16 protein-coding genes are annotated in these 14205 nt (G+C 60.0%); 4 read left to right on the plus strand and 12 right to left on the minus strand.

The genetic code is table 11. The features are described from left to right. Nucleotides 1-70: 70 nt before the first annotated feature. The 10 genes from D3878_RS07565 to D3878_RS07610 all read right to left on the minus strand — a co-directional run bounded on the left by D3878_RS07565 (nt 71) and on the right by D3878_RS07610 (nt 9377). Complete coding sequence (locus D3878_RS07565) at nt 71-1168, minus strand: LacI family DNA-binding transcriptional regulator (RefSeq protein ID WP_119784909.1); 1098 nt, start codon at nt 1166-1168, stop codon at nt 71-73. A gap of 267 nt (nt 1169-1435) precedes the next feature. Further along, nucleotides 1436-1780, minus strand: coding sequence for a diacylglycerol kinase (locus tag D3878_RS07570; RefSeq protein WP_119784910.1), 345 nt, complete (start codon nt 1778-1780; stop codon nt 1436-1438). After that, complete coding sequence (locus D3878_RS07575) at nt 1777-2454, minus strand: phosphatase PAP2 family protein (protein WP_119784911.1); 678 nt, start codon at nt 2452-2454, stop codon at nt 1777-1779. The genes D3878_RS07570 and D3878_RS07575 overlap by 4 nt, the downstream gene beginning before the upstream one ends. 24 nt (nt 2455-2478) lie before the next feature. Further along, complete coding sequence (gene maiA, locus D3878_RS07580; protein ID WP_119787760.1) at nt 2479-3123, minus strand: maleylacetoacetate isomerase; 645 nt, start codon at nt 3121-3123, stop codon at nt 2479-2481. 10 nt (nt 3124-3133) lie between these two features. Continuing rightward, nucleotides 3134-4423 (minus strand): fumarylacetoacetase, encoded by a 1290-nt coding sequence (fahA, locus tag D3878_RS07585; protein WP_233556268.1) that lies wholly within the window; start codon nt 4421-4423, stop codon nt 3134-3136. 4 nt (nt 4424-4427) lie between these two features. Next, on the minus strand, nt 4428-4967 hold the full coding sequence (locus D3878_RS07590; protein ID WP_119784913.1) for a VOC family protein: 540 nt from the start codon (nt 4965-4967) through the stop codon (nt 4428-4430). Nucleotides 4968-5004: 37 nt separating this feature from the next. Continuing rightward, a complete protein-coding gene (locus tag D3878_RS07595) occupies nt 5005-5199 on the minus strand; it encodes a DUF2783 domain-containing protein (RefSeq protein WP_119784914.1) in 195 nt (64 codons plus the stop codon). Between the two features lie 13 nt (nt 5200-5212). Then, the gene (locus D3878_RS07600) at nt 5213-6904 is read right to left on the minus strand and encodes an FAD-dependent monooxygenase (protein WP_119784915.1); all 1692 of its coding nucleotides are present in this window, start codon (nt 6902-6904) and stop codon (nt 5213-5215) included. A 77-nt stretch (nt 6905-6981) separates the two neighbouring features. Beyond that, a complete protein-coding gene (locus tag D3878_RS07605; RefSeq protein WP_119784916.1) occupies nt 6982-8364 on the minus strand; it encodes an MFS transporter in 1383 nt (460 codons plus the stop codon). 194 nt (nt 8365-8558) lie between these two features. Continuing rightward, entirely contained in the window at nt 8559-9377 is an 819-nt protein-coding gene (locus tag D3878_RS07610; protein WP_119784917.1) for a helix-turn-helix transcriptional regulator, read from the minus strand. Nucleotides 9378-9684: 307 nt separating this feature from the next. Between D3878_RS07610 and cobT the strand changes: the two genes are divergently transcribed. The 4 genes from cobT to D3878_RS07630 are packed head-to-tail and all read left to right on the plus strand — an operon-like array spanning nt 9685 to nt 12390. Continuing rightward, nucleotides 9685-10719 (plus strand): nicotinate-nucleotide--dimethylbenzimidazole phosphoribosyltransferase, encoded by a 1035-nt coding sequence (cobT, locus tag D3878_RS07615; RefSeq protein ID WP_119784918.1) that lies wholly within the window; start codon nt 9685-9687, stop codon nt 10717-10719. 11 nt (nt 10720-10730) lie between these two features. Next, nucleotides 10731-11555 carry an adenosylcobinamide-GDP ribazoletransferase gene (locus tag D3878_RS07620; protein WP_119784919.1) on the plus strand — a complete coding sequence of 275 codons (825 nt, stop codon included), beginning with the start codon at nt 10731-10733 and terminating at the stop codon, nt 11553-11555. 15 nt (nt 11556-11570) lie between these two features. Then, on the plus strand, nt 11571-12131 hold the full coding sequence (locus tag D3878_RS07625; protein ID WP_119784920.1) for a histidine phosphatase family protein: 561 nt from the start codon (nt 11571-11573) through the stop codon (nt 12129-12131). A gap of 31 nt (nt 12132-12162) precedes the next feature. Further along, nucleotides 12163-12390: a cysteine-rich CWC family protein gene (locus D3878_RS07630; RefSeq protein ID WP_119784921.1), complete on the plus strand. Its 228-nt coding sequence runs from the start codon at nt 12163-12165 to the stop codon at nt 12388-12390. Between the two features lie 12 nt (nt 12391-12402). Here the strand turns inward: D3878_RS07630 and D3878_RS07635 are convergent, their stop codons facing one another. Next, entirely contained in the window at nt 12403-13173 is a 771-nt protein-coding gene (locus tag D3878_RS07635; protein ID WP_199688113.1) for an ABC transporter ATP-binding protein, read from the minus strand. Next, entirely contained in the window at nt 13170-14153 is a 984-nt protein-coding gene (locus D3878_RS07640) for a FecCD family ABC transporter permease (protein WP_119784922.1), read from the minus strand. Before D3878_RS07640 ends, D3878_RS07635 begins: the two co-directional genes overlap by 4 nt. Nucleotides 14154-14205: the final 52 nt, after the last annotated feature.

The following is a 14205-nucleotide window of genomic DNA, read 5'->3' on the forward strand; positions in this document are numbered from 1 at the left end:
AAAGAAGCAAGCCCTTAGCCAGCATGCCTGGTCACGTCGCATGTGCTGCAGAGGAAACGTGTGAACTTCCTTATTCCTGGTGCCAGACTTTTACACCATCAATGATTGATATCCCCTTGTCAGGAATACGCGCAGACTCCCGCACGACCAGCCTTCCCTTTACCGTCTCATGGACGGGAGCCATTCCTTTATCTCCCAAGGCTTCTTTCACGATATCCACGACACGTCCCACCATTAACCGGACCGGCTGGGCGTATGTCGTCAGTCCAAAAATCGGCCATCCCGCCAATTCCGAGTCATCAAATCCTACGACGGAAATTTGACTACCCACTGCCAGGTTAAATTCGGTACGGGCAACGTTAATTGCTGCCAAAGCCATTTGATCGTTTGCGCAAAAAATGGCGTCAGGCCGATTTTTCCGGTTCAACAGCTCCCTGGTCGCCGACACGGCACCGGCCGCCGTATAGTTGCCGACCACGCGTATTGGCGTAGCATAGCCATGCTCTTGCAGATAGTCGGTAAATGCTTTTTCCCGGTCGCGATTGGTCGAGGAGTTTTCCAGGCCGGCGATATAAGCGAATCGCTGATGGTCACTCGCCGCAAGAAAAGCAGCGATCTGCGTAGCGCCTGATTTGTTTTCCCCCGTGACGCTGGACGCCATCTTGCTATTGGTTTTCCGATTGAGAAGTACGACAGGCAAACCAATCTGCTGACACTCGTCGGCGAAATGCGAAGATAAATTCGAAGCAACCAGGACGAGCGCATCGACGCGATACCGCAGAACCTCTTCCAATACGGGATCCGAATTGCGATCAGGGTTGGTCGTAAAGAGCATGATGCGATAGCCGATCTCACCAAAGCCCTCTGCAAGCGCTTCCAACAATTCGGAATAAAAGGGGTTCGACAGGCTCGGGATCGTCACGCCCACAATATTGGAACGCCCCGTAATAAGGGAGCGTGCCACCAGGTTGGGCCGATAGCCAAGCTGCTTGGCAGCCAGCATCACCTTTTCCCGCGTATCGGGCGAAACGCTTGCCCCTTCCGTATACGTGCGGGAAACGGCAGATTGAGACACTCCTGCCAGCCGAGCAACTTCATGCGCTGTCACGGGCCGACGATCAGCTGGCGCTGCTAGCGCATGTTGACTTTTTGAATGCCTGCTGATCATAGACCCCTGTGATTAAAGACTTGTAAGTTCTCAATGTTAGTCTACATGAACAATGCGGATTTTCACCTGCCTTTCAGGACCGCAATCTGTACTTGGAGCCTCTGCTTTTGGCCTATTCTGTTGGAATTGTCATCAGCTAACGGTTTGGCTACGGTAGCGCAAATAAAAAAGCCCTGCAACAGGCCCGCAAGGGCCAAGGAAAACAGCTTGAATGCGCCGTTCTATCGGATCAAGCCGCAATTAACAGGGGGCATTGCGTCCCGTCCTTTATCTGAATAAAAAAGCCACCGCAACGAGCAGCGCTACGAAACTCGATACGAGCACTGCCCCGGCGGCGATGTCCTTGACCGCGCGAATCTCGGGGTGCAGTTCTGGATGAATGCGGTCTGCCAATACTTCCAATGCCGTATTGAACAGTTCGGCAACCAGGACCAATCCAACTGCCAATGCGCCCATCACCCACCATACAATCTCGGGGCGCGTCAGCAATAGAACAACCAGCACTCCTGCGGCAGCAAATACTTGCAACCGGAAGCTGGATTCGCGGCGGAATGCCAGATAAAGGCCATTGATGGCAAATCCGAGCCGCTTTCCAAACGACTGTCCCTTCATCGCTTCGCTCCATTGCCAAGATTGAAAACGTGGGCAAGCAGCCAGCACCCGAGTGCCCAGGCCGCACCGGCAGCCCAGCCAGCCAGAACATCGCTAGGCCAGTGGACGCCAAGATAGACCCGGCTGACGCCAATCAGGATGGACAAGGCAGCGGCGATGCCCATGACGTAAATCTTTAACCATCGTCCTGGCGTCAAGCGTGCCACCAGCGCACCCAGGGTCAGGTAGACCAAAGCCGACATCATTGCGTGGCCGCTCGGAAAGCTGGCGTGATAGTCAAGCGTCCCCAGGGGGACCAGGTCTGGTCTGGGGCGACTGAACACTTCCTTCAGCAGGAAGGATGCCAGCCCGCCGCCAAATGTCGCAATCAGCGTGAAAAGCGCTGTTCGCCATTTTCTAATAAGCAGCAGAAAAATAACTGCCGCGGCAACGAGCAAGATCAGTACGCCCAGACTACCCAATCCACTGATGTCGCGCACAAATTCATTGAGCCAGGCGGGACCAAACGCTTGAGTTGGGTCATGGGCGGAACGAAAAACCATCAGGATTGCCAGATCGATTTTTCTGGTTTCCCCCTGAACCACGTCTTCGGCTATCTCGATAAAAAACCACAGCGCAGAGGTGATGGCCGTGATTGCAACAAGTAAGCGGACTTCCAGCCAGTTGCGAAGCATAAACTTCGTCTCAAATCTGAAAACCTATTCCGCATCCGGCTGCGCCGCCGGCTCGGCTTTCCTGAATGCTTCCAGCGTCATCGCGTATTCATCGATGCGCGCAATCGTCGGATAGGCATCCAGCGCAATGTCGAAACGCCTGGCATTCCATACCTGCGGAATCAGGCAAAGATCGGCAATGGTCGGCTGGTCGCCGTACACCAGCTTGCCGGTATGCGGATCGCTTGCCAGCCGCTTTTCCAGCGACGCAAACCCTGACGTCACCCAATGCCGGTACCACGCCTGCTTGTCCTCTTCCGACACACCCAGCGTGCCCTTCAGGTACTTCAGCACGCGCAGGTTGTTCAGCGGATGGATTTCGCAGGCGACCTGCAGCGCCACGGCACGCACGTAAGCGCGATCGGCAGGTTTGGCCGGCAACAGCGCCGGCGAAGGATGGGTTTCCTCGAGATATTCGATGATCGCCAGCGATTGCGACAACAACTGGCCGTCATCCTCCAGCGCCGGCACCAGGCCGGCCGGATTGATGGCCTGGTAGGCGGGCGCCATCTGTTCGCCGCCGCCACGCACCAGGTGCACCGGCAGGTATTCGTACGGCAGGCCCTTCAGGTTCAGGGCGATGCGGACCCGGAAGGAGGCCGAGCTGCGATAGTAACTGTAGAGTTTCATCATGGCAGATTCACTTTACCAGATGGGCGGGAAGAATGGTACCGGTGCAGACGCCGAAGCCGACGCGGTAGCCCGCGCCCTGGCACCAGCCGCGCAGGGTCAGCTCATCGCCATCCTCGATGAATGTGCGCTGCTCGCCGGTTTTCAGGGTGATCGGCTCGCGGCCGTTCAGGGTGGCCTCGAGCAGGGCGCCCAGCGAATCGCGCGTCGGTCCGCTCAAGGTGCCGGAACCCATCAGGTCCCCTACCCTGGTATTGCAGCCGGATACGGTGTGGTGCGCCAGTTGCTGCGCCATCGACCAGTACATGTACTTGAAGTTGGTATGCGCCAGGGTCGTTGCTTCCGCCTTGCCTTGCGGCTTCAGCAAGGCTTCGAGCTGGATATCGAAGGCATGTTCGCCGGCGTGCCGCAGGTACGGCAGCGGCTCGGGCGACTGCGCCGGCTGCGCCGTGCGGAACGGCTCGAGCGCATCCATGGTCACGATCCATGGCGAAATCGAGGTAGCGAAGGTCTTGGCATTGAACGGGCCCAGCGGCACGTATTCCCAGGCCTGCAGGTCGCGCGCGCTCCAGTCGTTCAGCAGCACCATGCCGAAGATGTGCTGCTCTGCTTCCTCGCAGGGAATCGGCTCGCCCAGCGCGTTCGGCACGCCGACGATGAAGCCGGTCTCCAGTTCGATATCGAGCTTGCGGCAGGCGCCAAAGATCGGGCGCTCCTGGTCCGGCAGCTTGATCTGGCCGTTCGGACGCCGCACCGGGGTGCCGCTGACGATCACCGACGAGGCGCGGCCGTTGTAGCCGATCGGCAGTTCCGACCAGTTCGGCAGCAGCGCATTCTTCGGATCGCGGAACAGCGCGCCGACATTGGTGGCATGCTCTTTCGAGGAGTAGAAATCGGTGTAACCCGGCACCTCGACCGGCAGCAGCATGCTGGCATCGGCTTGCGCCACCAGCGCCTTTTCGCGCAAGCCGGCATTGCCCTGCAGAGCCTGGTTTTCATGCGACAGCAGCGCGCTGATCTGTTCGCGCACGCCACGCCAGACCGTGCGGCCGAGGGCGATGAAGTCATTCAGCCGGGGCTGGGCGAACACGCCCGCTTCACACTTGAGCAAGCCGGCCTCGGCCAGCACTGCCAGGTCGAGGATGCGGTCGCCGATGGCGACGCCGACGCGCGGCGCCGAATCGCCGGTCTTGAACACGCCGTAAGGCAGGCTCTGGATCGGGAATTCGCAATCCGCTGCGTTGGCGGATTCAACCCAGCTTTTCAGCGAAGGTGCGGTAGTGGAATCGAATTTTGCCATGCTCTCATTCTCCTTTGAAGCTGCCGTCATGCATCCAGCGCGCATGCTGCGGCGCCTTTTTGGTCTTCGCCCATTCGTTGAGCATGTCCCACTTTACGTCGTCGAGCATCTTGTTCATCTTCGGCGTGGCAGTGTCGGCGCACAGTTCAATGCGATGGCCATTCGGGTCGAAGAAGTAGATGGACTTGAAGATGGTATGGTCGGTCGGGCCGAGCACTTCGATGCCGCCGGCTTCCAGTTTGGCCTTGGCTTCCAGCAGGTCGTCCATGGACTTCACTTTCAGCGCCAGATGCTGCGTCCACAGCGGCGTGTTCTGGTCGCGACCCATCGGCGGACGGGTCGGCAACTCGAAAAAGGCGAGCACGTTGCCCATGCCGGCGTCGAGGAAGACGTGCATGTAGGGATCGGGTTCCTTGGTGGACGGCACCTCGTTCTCGGCGATCGCCAGGATGAAACGCATGTCCAGGTACTTGACGTACCACTCGACGGTTTCCTTGGCATCCTTGCAGCGGTAGGCGACGTGATGAATTCTTTCGATCTGCATTTGATTCTCCTGAATGGTTTGCAAACTTACCCTGAGATCACAAGTCGCGCAGTGCGGCCTGGACGTGGGCGCCAAAGGTGTCGGCATTACCCAGCGCATTAGCGTTAAGCAAAGCCAGTTTGACGAGGAACAGCTCGGTTTTGTCCGGACCGGCCTGATCGATGGCGGTGGCCAACGCGTCGTACACGGTTTCCAGGCCCGGGATGGTCAGGGCGTTGTTGGCGATGGTCATGGAGGCTCTCCTATTACTGGGGCAAAGCGATATTCAGGGCAGCTTGCAGGCGGGTGGCGTCCAGCGTCAGCCAGCGTGCGCAAACGTGCTGATCGGGGCGCATCAGGTAGGCGGCGCCGCTGGCCAGCACGCCGTAGCGCTGGCGGAAGTGGCCGTCGGCGTCCGCCAGGGTCAGGTCGGCGCCGGCCACCGGCTGGGCCGCACCGACGGCGATCACGCGCAGCGGCACGCCGCGGGCACGGGTGTCCGCCACCACCTTTTGCAAGGCATCGGGCATGGCTGCTGCATCCGTGAAGTACAGCAAGTCGAAGCCGCCACCCAGGTGATCCAGCAGGAAATCGTTGGCTGCCAGGCGGATATTCTGCGGCGGCGCGCCGTGGGCGGGACCGGACTTGAACAACGCGTTGTCGTCGCCGGCGCTGTTGAGCGCAGAATGAGTGTACTCGTGCGGACGCGAGGTGCGCCAGTGGTAGAGCGGACGCACGAATTCTTCGGTCAGCGACAACGACAGCACGGCATCGCGCAACAGGCGGAAGCCGCGGCTCGGCGGCGCCATGAAGCGCGTGCTCTTGCCGGCTTCGTCGATGATTTCACGGGCTGCGCCGACGCGCTCGGCGCTGTGGTTGGCCAGCAGCTTTTCACTTGCCAGGCCCTTGATCACGAAGGCCAGGTGCCAGGCCAGCGATTGTGCATCCTGGAAGGCAGTGTTGGCGCCGCGCACGCCGAAAATCGGCAGCAGGTGGGCGGCATCGCCGGTGAAGATCACGCGGCCATGCACATAGTCGGGCAGCGTCAGGGTGCGGGCGGAATAGACTGAATTCCAGTCCATCTCCCAGGCAATACCGGCGTGGCCGATCATGGCCAGCTGGGCGTCGATGCGTTTTTTCAGCGATTCCGGCTTGAGCGCTTCTTCCGGTGTTTCGCCGGGCGGCAGCTGATAATCCACGCGCCAGATGCCATGCGGCTCGCGGTGCATCAGGATGGTGTTGCCGGGGTTCCATTCGGGATCGAAGAAGGCCAGGCGCTCGGTCGGCAGCGGCAAATCGACGCGGATGTCGGCGATCACGAAGAAACCCTCGTAAGAGGCGCCTTCCATCTGCAGATCCATGGCCGTGCGGATGCTGGAACGACCGCCGTCGGCGGCGACCACCCATTCGGTCTCCAGCGTGTAGGGGCCTTCGGGCGTATCGATGGTGACGTAGGCAAGCTTGTCGGCCTGCTCGACCTTGACAAGCTTGTTACCCCAGCGGAAATCAATCAGCGGATTGGCTGCGCAGGCATCGATGAGATATTCCTCCATGTACTGCTGCTGGATATTGATCATCGGGAAGAAGCGATCATCCGCATCGCGCGCGGATTCCATGCGGAATACGCGCTTGCCGCGATAATAGGAATTACCGAAAAGCCATGGCAAGCCATTTTCTGTCATGCGCGCGTCCACGCCCACCTGCTGCAGGATTTCCATCGAGCGGCGGGTAAAGACAATCGCGCGGCTGCCTTGGGAAACCTGCAGTTCCGCCGTCACCACCACGCTGGGCACGCCCAGGCGCGCCAATTCCAGTGCAGCCACCATGCCCGCAGGGCCGGAGCCGGCGATGACCACTTTCTTACGATCCTGCGCCGGATGGGCCGACGGCAACCAGGGCTTGAACACCTGGTAGTTGTAATAGATGGAAGGACGGGCTTCAGTGGTTGGTTGATGCATGATAAATCCCTAAATTCAGTGAATAACTGAAAAAAAACGTATCTGTTCCGGCTATAACTTAGTGCAGGCGCTGGCGTTCACGCGCGGATTGCCGCAGCCGTTTTCTGTCGCCGGGCGATAGGCAGCAGCAGCACGATCACGACGCCGACCATCATCAGCACGGCCGAATAGATCAGGCCAGCCTTGAAGCTCTGCGTGGCGTCCTTCAGCCAGCCGACGACGAGCGGATTGAGCGCCGAGCTGATATTGCCCATCGCATTGATCACGGCGATGCCGATGACCTGCGCCTTGAGGCTCAGCGCCTGGTCGGGCGTCGTCCAGAAAATCGACATGGCAGTATAGGAACCGGCCGACGCCATGCACACGCCCAGCATCTGGATACTCGGGTTGCCCGACATTGCCGTAAACATCCAGCCCGCCGCCGCCGCCAGCATCGGCAGCACCAGGTGCCAGCGGCGCTCCTGCTTGCGGTCGGAATGACGGCCCCACCAGATCATGGCAATGATGGTCACCACCTGCGGGATCGCTGCCAGCAAGCCGACCGTGGTATTGCTGGCATTGGCGCTGAAGCTCTTGACGATGAGCGGCGCCCAGACGGCTACCATGGCCAGCGTATTGACGAGACAGAAGTAGGCAACGGCAAACTTGATGACAGTCAGCGAAGTCAGTTCGGCAAACAGGCTGCGGCCACCGGCGGTCTCAATGGCAGCCGCGCCTGCCTGGTCCGCGGACGGCTTGCGCTGGGCCTGCAAGCTCCGCGCCAGCACGGCCTTGTCTTCCGCAGACAGCCACTTGGCATCTTCCGGCTTGTCATCCAGGTAGAAAAATACGACCAGGCCCAGGATGGCTGAAGGCAGGCCTTCCAGCATGAATAGCCATTGCCAGCCTTTCAGGTCCCAGATGCCGTCCATGGCCAGGATGTAGCCGGAAACCGCCGAACCCAGTGCGGCAGTCACCGGCATGGCAATCATGAACAAGGCATTGGCACGGGCGCGGTAAGCCGGCGGAAACCACAGTGTCATGTACAGCAACATGCCTGGCAAGAAACCAGCCTCGGAAATACCGACCAGCACGCGCAGGATATAGAGCGTATTTGCATCGGTCGCAAACATGGTCGCGGTGGACGCCAGGCCCCAGGCAATCATGATCGAGCCAATCCAGATCCGCGCACCAATCCGTGCCAGCACAATGTTGCTCGGAATGCCGCAAGCGATGTAGGCGACATAGAACAGCGTCGTTGCCAGACCGAACTGGGTCGTCGTCAGACCCAGGTCCTTCATCATGGTCAAGCCGGCAAAGCCGATATTGATTCGATCCAGAAAGGAAAAGACGAATAGCAGGAAAATGAACCAAAGCAAGCGCTTGGACACTTTACCGACAACGAGCCGTTCGATCTCGATGGCGCTGGTGGCTGCCGTGTAGCTGGATGGGGTTTGAGTTCCCGATGGGAATTGTTGCATTTTGGCTGTCTCCTGAACTTTCAATGAACCTGCCGGAGCGCACTGCGCACCAGTCAGTCATCGCCATTTTTTTATTAGTATCGGCGCAACGCATCATTGCCATTTCGCTTTTATTGGCAGGATGCGATTTTTTAGTATAAGAGTCAGCCGGGACGATGTTGTCCCTATTTTGGGTACAGCCGGATGGGCTAATTTCAGACTTTTTCAGTCGAGAGGCAAAGCGCGAACAATTGGCGCTGGCTTGAAATGCCGAGCCGCTGGTAGGCGCGCTTTTGATAGGTAATGACGCTGGCCGGCTTGATGCCCAGGATCTCGGCAATCTCGATGGCGGTACGACCTTCCAGCACGCCGCGCACCACATCCAGTTCGCGTTTGGCCAGCGTGGGGCAAAGGCTGCGCAATCGCGCCAGCATCAACTGGGGGAGGCCCTGCTGGTTCTGGCCGTGCAAGGCATAGTGATGTTTGGCTGCATGCCCTATCAAGGGTGCCAGCGCCTCGACCAGCGCAATTTCGCGCTGCTGGAAATTTGCATAAGTGCGATCGCGGTAAAGATTGACTGACAGCCAGATGTCATCGGCCGGCTGCAGCAGCACCGACAAGCGGTCGCAGACATTGGGGTCGCTGTAACAGGCTGCACGATAACCCGCATGCGTGATGTCGTCGCTGGTTTGCCGGTGCATCACGATGGCCCCGCCAGGCTTGGCGGCGGGTTCGTTTGTGACGATCCCTTGGTTGCCATCGAGAACATAAAACAGTTTTGAATAGACGTCGGCGACATCGCGCAAAAAGCGCCCGCCCCGGCGATCCGCAACCGACACGGTACGCGGACGGTTGCCAAATTCATAAGCGAAGATGGTGCACTGTGAAATCTTCGCGGCGTCGCCCAATGTATTGAGCACCTCTCCGGCAAACGAAGTCGCATCGGCACAACCGATGGCCGCCACGAGGCTGGTGACATGGGAAAGGTCGATTTGCCCGCCAGGCGCAGGACGGTCGAGTTGCCAGTAGCGCATTGCGCAAGATTGTACTGAATGAAGGAGTCTGTTTCAGGCTAGCATCCGGCCCTGGCAGTGTCAATGTCAGGGCCGTCGCCAAGATGCCGCGCCATTGAAATCATTCTGCGGGAATCGCTTGGCGAGGAAAGTACCCTGCGTCCCATTGCGCCCGTGGACTATCAACTTACCTGACGTTTCTGTTAAAAAAGATAATCGATCGACGATAGATAGCGTTTCCAAGCCTGTGCTATCGTAGCGCCCACACGTTGGCAACCCACTCAAATCAATTTTCAATGACCATGTCTTGTAATGGCGTGGTGGACGTATGCATATTCCAGTGATCAATTCCATTTATGATGTGTCGCTGTCGAAGCTCCTGGACACAGCCATCAACAACAAGACCAAGCCGCTTGGCAGTTTAGGCGCGCTCGAGTCCCTGGCCAGGCAGATCGGCCTGATTCAACGGACGGAACATCCGCAACTGACCAAGCCAGCCATCCTTGTATTTGCCGGAGACCATGGCATTGTCGCGGAAAATATCTCCGCCTATCCGCAAAGCGTGACATGGCAAATGGTGGAAAACTTTCTGGCGCAAGGCGCCGCGATCAATGTGTTTGCGCGCCAGAATCAGTGCGCATTGCACATCATCGATGCAGGCGTGAATCATGATTTCGGCCCGCGGAAAGGATTAATCCACCGGAAAATCGCTCCTGGCACGCGCAATTTTGCGCAGGAAGCAGCGATGACGCCTGCGGAATGCAGCCGCGCGATGGAACACGGCATGGCGCTGGTTTCCGCAATCGAAGCTAAGGTCATCGGCTTCGGCGAAATGGGGATTGGCAATACCACTGCGGCGGCGGCAATCATGCACAAGCTGACCGGCATTCCGGTCGCGAACTGTGTCGGCGCCGGGACGGGCCTGTCGACCGAAGGCATGTTACACAAGCAGCGCGTCATCGAGCGCGCGGTTGCCCATCACAGCAGCGTCACAGATCCGCTGGATGTACTGTCCACCTTTGGCGGCTTTGAAATCGCCATGATGGTCGGGGCAATGCTGCGGGCTGCCGAACGGCGCATGGTGCTGCTCATCGATGGCTTCATCGTGACCAGCGCATTGATGATTGCGGCGCGGCTGCAACCAGCCATTCTCGATTACTGTGTCTTTTGCCATTGTTCCGATGAGAATGGGCATCGACAGATGCTGGACCATCTCGGCGCGCGCCCGCTGCTGCAATTGAACTTGCGTCTCGGTGAGGGAACCGGTTGTGCGTTGGCGCTGCCGCTGCTGCAGGCCGCAGTGAATTTCATGGCGGAGATGGCAACTTTCGAATCAGCCCAGGTCCATGAGAAGATGGAATAGGCAGGGACCTTATGCTGCAAACTGCGAACCCGTCCATAAGCTTGCGCGCCCGGTGTATCCATCAGGTGCGCCTTTTTTTCGTCGCCCTGCAATTTTTCACCCGCATACCCATTCCGCGCTGGGTTGGCTTTGATCCGGCCTGGCTGCACCACGCTTCGCGCTACTATCCGCTAGTCGGCCTCGTGGTCGCGGCTGCCACAAGCGCCGTCTATCTGCTTGCGGCCTTGTTTTTGCCGCAACTGGTGGCCGTGCTGCTGTCCACCATTACCGGCATTTACCTGACGGGCGCGTTCCATGAAGACGGCTTCGCCGATGTCTGCGACGGCTTCGGCGGCGGCATGACGCCGGCGCGCGTGCTGGAAATCATGACGGATTCGCGGGTCGGCGCCTACGGCGCGATCGGCATCGGCCTGCTGCTGCTATTGAAATGCGCGACGCTCTTTTATTTGCCGGTGCAGGCGGTGATTGCCGCCTTGCTGATTGCGCATCCCTTATCGCGCATGATTTCAAGTGTCTTTATCTGGCGTCTCGATTACGTCAAAGGCGACGGCAAAGCCAAGCCGCTTGCGCACCGCATGTCCACGGCAGAAATGCTGATTGCCGCGCTCACCGCCGCCATGCCGATTCTGCTAATGGGTTTTGCGGGGTGGATTTCCTGGTATGGCATCCTCGCCGGCATGGCGGCTGCCGGACTGATGTCGACCTGGCTCGGCAAAATTTTCATGCGCCGCATCGGTGGCTATACCGGCGATTGTCTAGGCGCAGTGCAACAGGTCGCCGAAGTGGCCTTTTATCTCGGCGTGCTGGCTTGCATGGGCAATGGCATCCTGCATTGATAACAGCCCTCCCCCATGCGCCTGTATCTCATTCGTCATCCGCAACCGCTTGTCGCCAAAGGCATTTGCTACGGCAGCAGCGATGTGGCGGCTGATCCACATGATCATGCGCGCATCCTGCAATCCCTGCTGTTAAGCTTGCCTAAAAATGCGCGTTTTTTTTCCAGCCCGCTGCAACGTTGCGCCGGGCTTGCCCGAGATGTCGCGGATGTACTTGGCAATGTCACGCTGAGCTTTGATGCGCGTCTGGCGGAAATGGATTTCGGCAGCTGGGAGTTACGCACCTGGGACGATATCCCGCGCGCCGAAATCGATGCCTGGGCCAGCGATACCATCCACTACCGCCCCGGCGGCGGCGAGAGTGTTTTGCAGATGGCGCAACGCGTCCGCGCATTTCACGATGAGGTACTGATGCTCCAGCAGGATTGCGTGGTGATTTGCCATGCCGGCACCATTCGCCTGCTGCTGGCATGTCAGCGTAGCTTGTTGCCTGCGGAAATGGCCCTGTACGCTGCACAATCCAGTCACCAGATCGCTTATGGCGAAGTGATTCACCTGGAATGGCAAATCCCATGAACTTTCCCGATACGAAAACATCTGCCCTGACATGATCCCGAAGCCAAATCATACCTGTCCGCTATGCGGCGGTCCGAACGCATGCGCCCCGGCGTGCAGCGGCGACATCAATACGCCTTGCTGGTGTACCACCGTCAATATCGATCCGGCCGCGCTCGCCCGCATTCCGGACGCTCAGCGCATGCAGTCCTGCGTCTGCCAGCAATGCGCGACAGCGGCCGCCGACCCGGCGCCCGGGAGCGGCACCAACGCCGGATAGTTCATACGAAAATCAGTAGGGAATGAAACTGCGCACGCCGCCGCTTTCCAGCAATTCGAAGCGGCAATCGAAAGCTTGCTGCAATGTATCGACGGAAAGCACTTCATCGGCCGTGCCAAGCCAGTGACGCCCCTCGGCCAGCAGCAGCACATGGGTAGCGAAACGCGCCGCCAGGTCGATATCGTGGCAGCTCGAAATCACGGCATGCTTGCCCGCGAGCTCACGGATGAAACGCATCATGGCCAGCTGTTGCGACACATCCTGGTGCGCCACCGGTTCGTCCAGCAGCATCAGCGCCGGGGCTTGCGCCAGCAGCGCCGCCAACGCCACGCGCTGGCGCTCGCCGGCCGACAGCGTCAGCACATCCATCTTTGCCTTGTGCGTCAGACCCACTGCCGCCAGCGCGCGTTCTGCCTGCGCCACATCGGCATCGCTATCCCAGCCGCCGCCGAGCCGATGCGGCGTGCGGCCGACCAGCACAGTGGCCAATACCGACGAGGGAAAGCTGTCGAGCTGCTGCTGCGGCATGAAGCCGCGCTTCAGCGCCAGCGCCTGCGCCGGCCATGCGTGCAGCGGCTTATCGTCCAGCATGATGCTGCCCGAGGAGATCGGCGCCAGGCCGCTCAACGCATACAGCAGACTGGTCTTGCCGACGCCGTTCTGGCCCAGGATGCACCAGAATTCGCCGGGCGGGACACGCCAGTTCAAATCATCGATCAGCTGTTGACCGCCCCGCGCCAGCGCCAGATGTTCGGTCCGCAGTTCAAAATTTATAGTGCTCATGCCCTTCCCCGTCCCAGCAATATCAGGAATACCGGCACACCGACCAGGGCGGTGATGACGCCGACCGGCAATTGTACCGGCGCAACGATGGTGCGTGCCAGCAGGTCGGCGAGGGTCAGCGCAATGCCGCCCGCCAGCGCCGAGGCCGGCAGCAGCAGGCGCTGGTCGTTGCCGATTACCAGGCGCAAGGCATGCGGCACTATCAGGCCGATAAAGCCGATGGTCCCGGCCACAGCAACCGCGGCAGCGGTCGCCAGGGACGCCACCAGCAGCGCTGCGGCGCGCAGACGCACGACAGGCACGCCCAGCAACTGCGCGGCGGCGTCGCCATGCGCCAGCACGTTCAGGCGCGCGCTGTTGCGCATGGCCCAGACAAAAGACAGGCCCAGCACGAACCAGGCAGCCCCCTGCCACTGGGCGTTTTCGAGGTCGCCCATCAGCCAGAACACCATGCCGCGCAGGCGCGTATCCGGCGCCAGCGACAGAATCAGGGTCAGCATGGCGCCGAAGCCCGACGCCAGCATGACCCCGGTGAGGATCAGGCGCACGCCGCCGCCGTTGGCGCCGCGCGTCCCCAGCCGCAACAAGGCGCCGCGCGCCAGGCCAAACAACAGCCCGGTCGCCAGCAAGGCGCCGGCCAGTGCGCCAAACTGCACACTCAGCTGCATGCCCCATAGCAGCGGCGCAGCCGGGGCCAGCAGCAACATGCCCAGAGCGCCCACCGCGGCGCCGCCGGACACGCCCAACACATAGGGGTCGGCCAGCGGATTGCGCAGCAAGAGTTGCAGCAAGGCGCCGGCCAGCGCCAGCAGGCCGCCGACTGCAAACGCCGCCAGCGCGCGCGGCAGGCGCAGTTGCATGACGATATCGTCGCTGCCCCATCCCGCGCGACAGCCGCTACTGCCGCAGGCGACTGCCAGCGCCAGCACGGCCAGCCCCAGCAACAGCAAGCCGCACAGGATGAGGAAAGCTTTTCTCATGATTTGACTGGAAAGTCAGGCGTGCGGTCGCTGGCGCCGCGGGTTCGGTGCC

The sequence above is a fragment of the Noviherbaspirillum sedimenti genome, from assembly GCF_003590835.1.
GTDB classification, from domain to species: Bacteria; Pseudomonadota; Gammaproteobacteria; order Burkholderiales; family Burkholderiaceae_D; genus Paucimonas; species Paucimonas sedimenti.

Coding starts and splice junctions, on each gene's coding strand:
- D3878_RS07565 (WP_119784909.1), bottom strand. CDS start 1,168: ATGATCAGCAGGCATTCAAAAAGTCAACATGCGCTAGCAGCGCCAGCT.
- D3878_RS07570 (WP_119784910.1), bottom strand. CDS start 1,780: ATGAAGGGACAGTCGTTTGGAAAGCGGCTCGGATTTGCCATCAATGGC.
- D3878_RS07575 (WP_119784911.1), bottom strand. CDS start 2,454: ATGCTTCGCAACTGGCTGGAAGTCCGCTTACTTGTTGCAATCACGGCC.
- maiA (WP_119787760.1), bottom strand. CDS start 3,123: ATGAAACTCTACAGTTACTATCGCAGCTCGGCCTCCTTCCGGGTCCGC.
- fahA (WP_233556268.1), bottom strand. CDS start 4,423: ATGGCAAAATTCGATTCCACTACCGCACCTTCGCTGAAAAGCTGGGTT.
- D3878_RS07590 (WP_119784913.1), bottom strand. CDS start 4,967: ATGCAGATCGAAAGAATTCATCACGTCGCCTACCGCTGCAAGGATGCC.
- D3878_RS07595 (WP_119784914.1), bottom strand. CDS start 5,199: ATGACCATCGCCAACAACGCCCTGACCATCCCGGGCCTGGAAACCGTG.
- D3878_RS07600 (WP_119784915.1), bottom strand. CDS start 6,904: ATGCATCAACCAACCACTGAAGCCCGTCCTTCCATCTATTACAACTAC.
- D3878_RS07605 (WP_119784916.1), bottom strand. CDS start 8,364: ATGCAACAATTCCCATCGGGAACTCAAACCCCATCCAGCTACACGGCA.
- D3878_RS07610 (WP_119784917.1), bottom strand. CDS start 9,377: ATGCGCTACTGGCAACTCGACCGTCCTGCGCCTGGCGGGCAAATCGAC.
- cobT (WP_119784918.1), top strand. CDS start 9,685: ATGCATATTCCAGTGATCAATTCCATTTATGATGTGTCGCTGTCGAAG.
- D3878_RS07620 (WP_119784919.1), top strand. CDS start 10,731: ATGCTGCAAACTGCGAACCCGTCCATAAGCTTGCGCGCCCGGTGTATC.
- D3878_RS07625 (WP_119784920.1), top strand. CDS start 11,571: ATGCGCCTGTATCTCATTCGTCATCCGCAACCGCTTGTCGCCAAAGGC.
- D3878_RS07630 (WP_119784921.1), top strand. CDS start 12,163: ATGATCCCGAAGCCAAATCATACCTGTCCGCTATGCGGCGGTCCGAAC.
- D3878_RS07635 (WP_199688113.1), bottom strand. CDS start 13,173: ATGAGCACTATAAATTTTGAACTGCGGACCGAACATCTGGCGCTGGCG.
- D3878_RS07640 (WP_119784922.1), bottom strand. CDS start 14,153: ATGAGAAAAGCTTTCCTCATCCTGTGCGGCTTGCTGTTGCTGGGGCTG.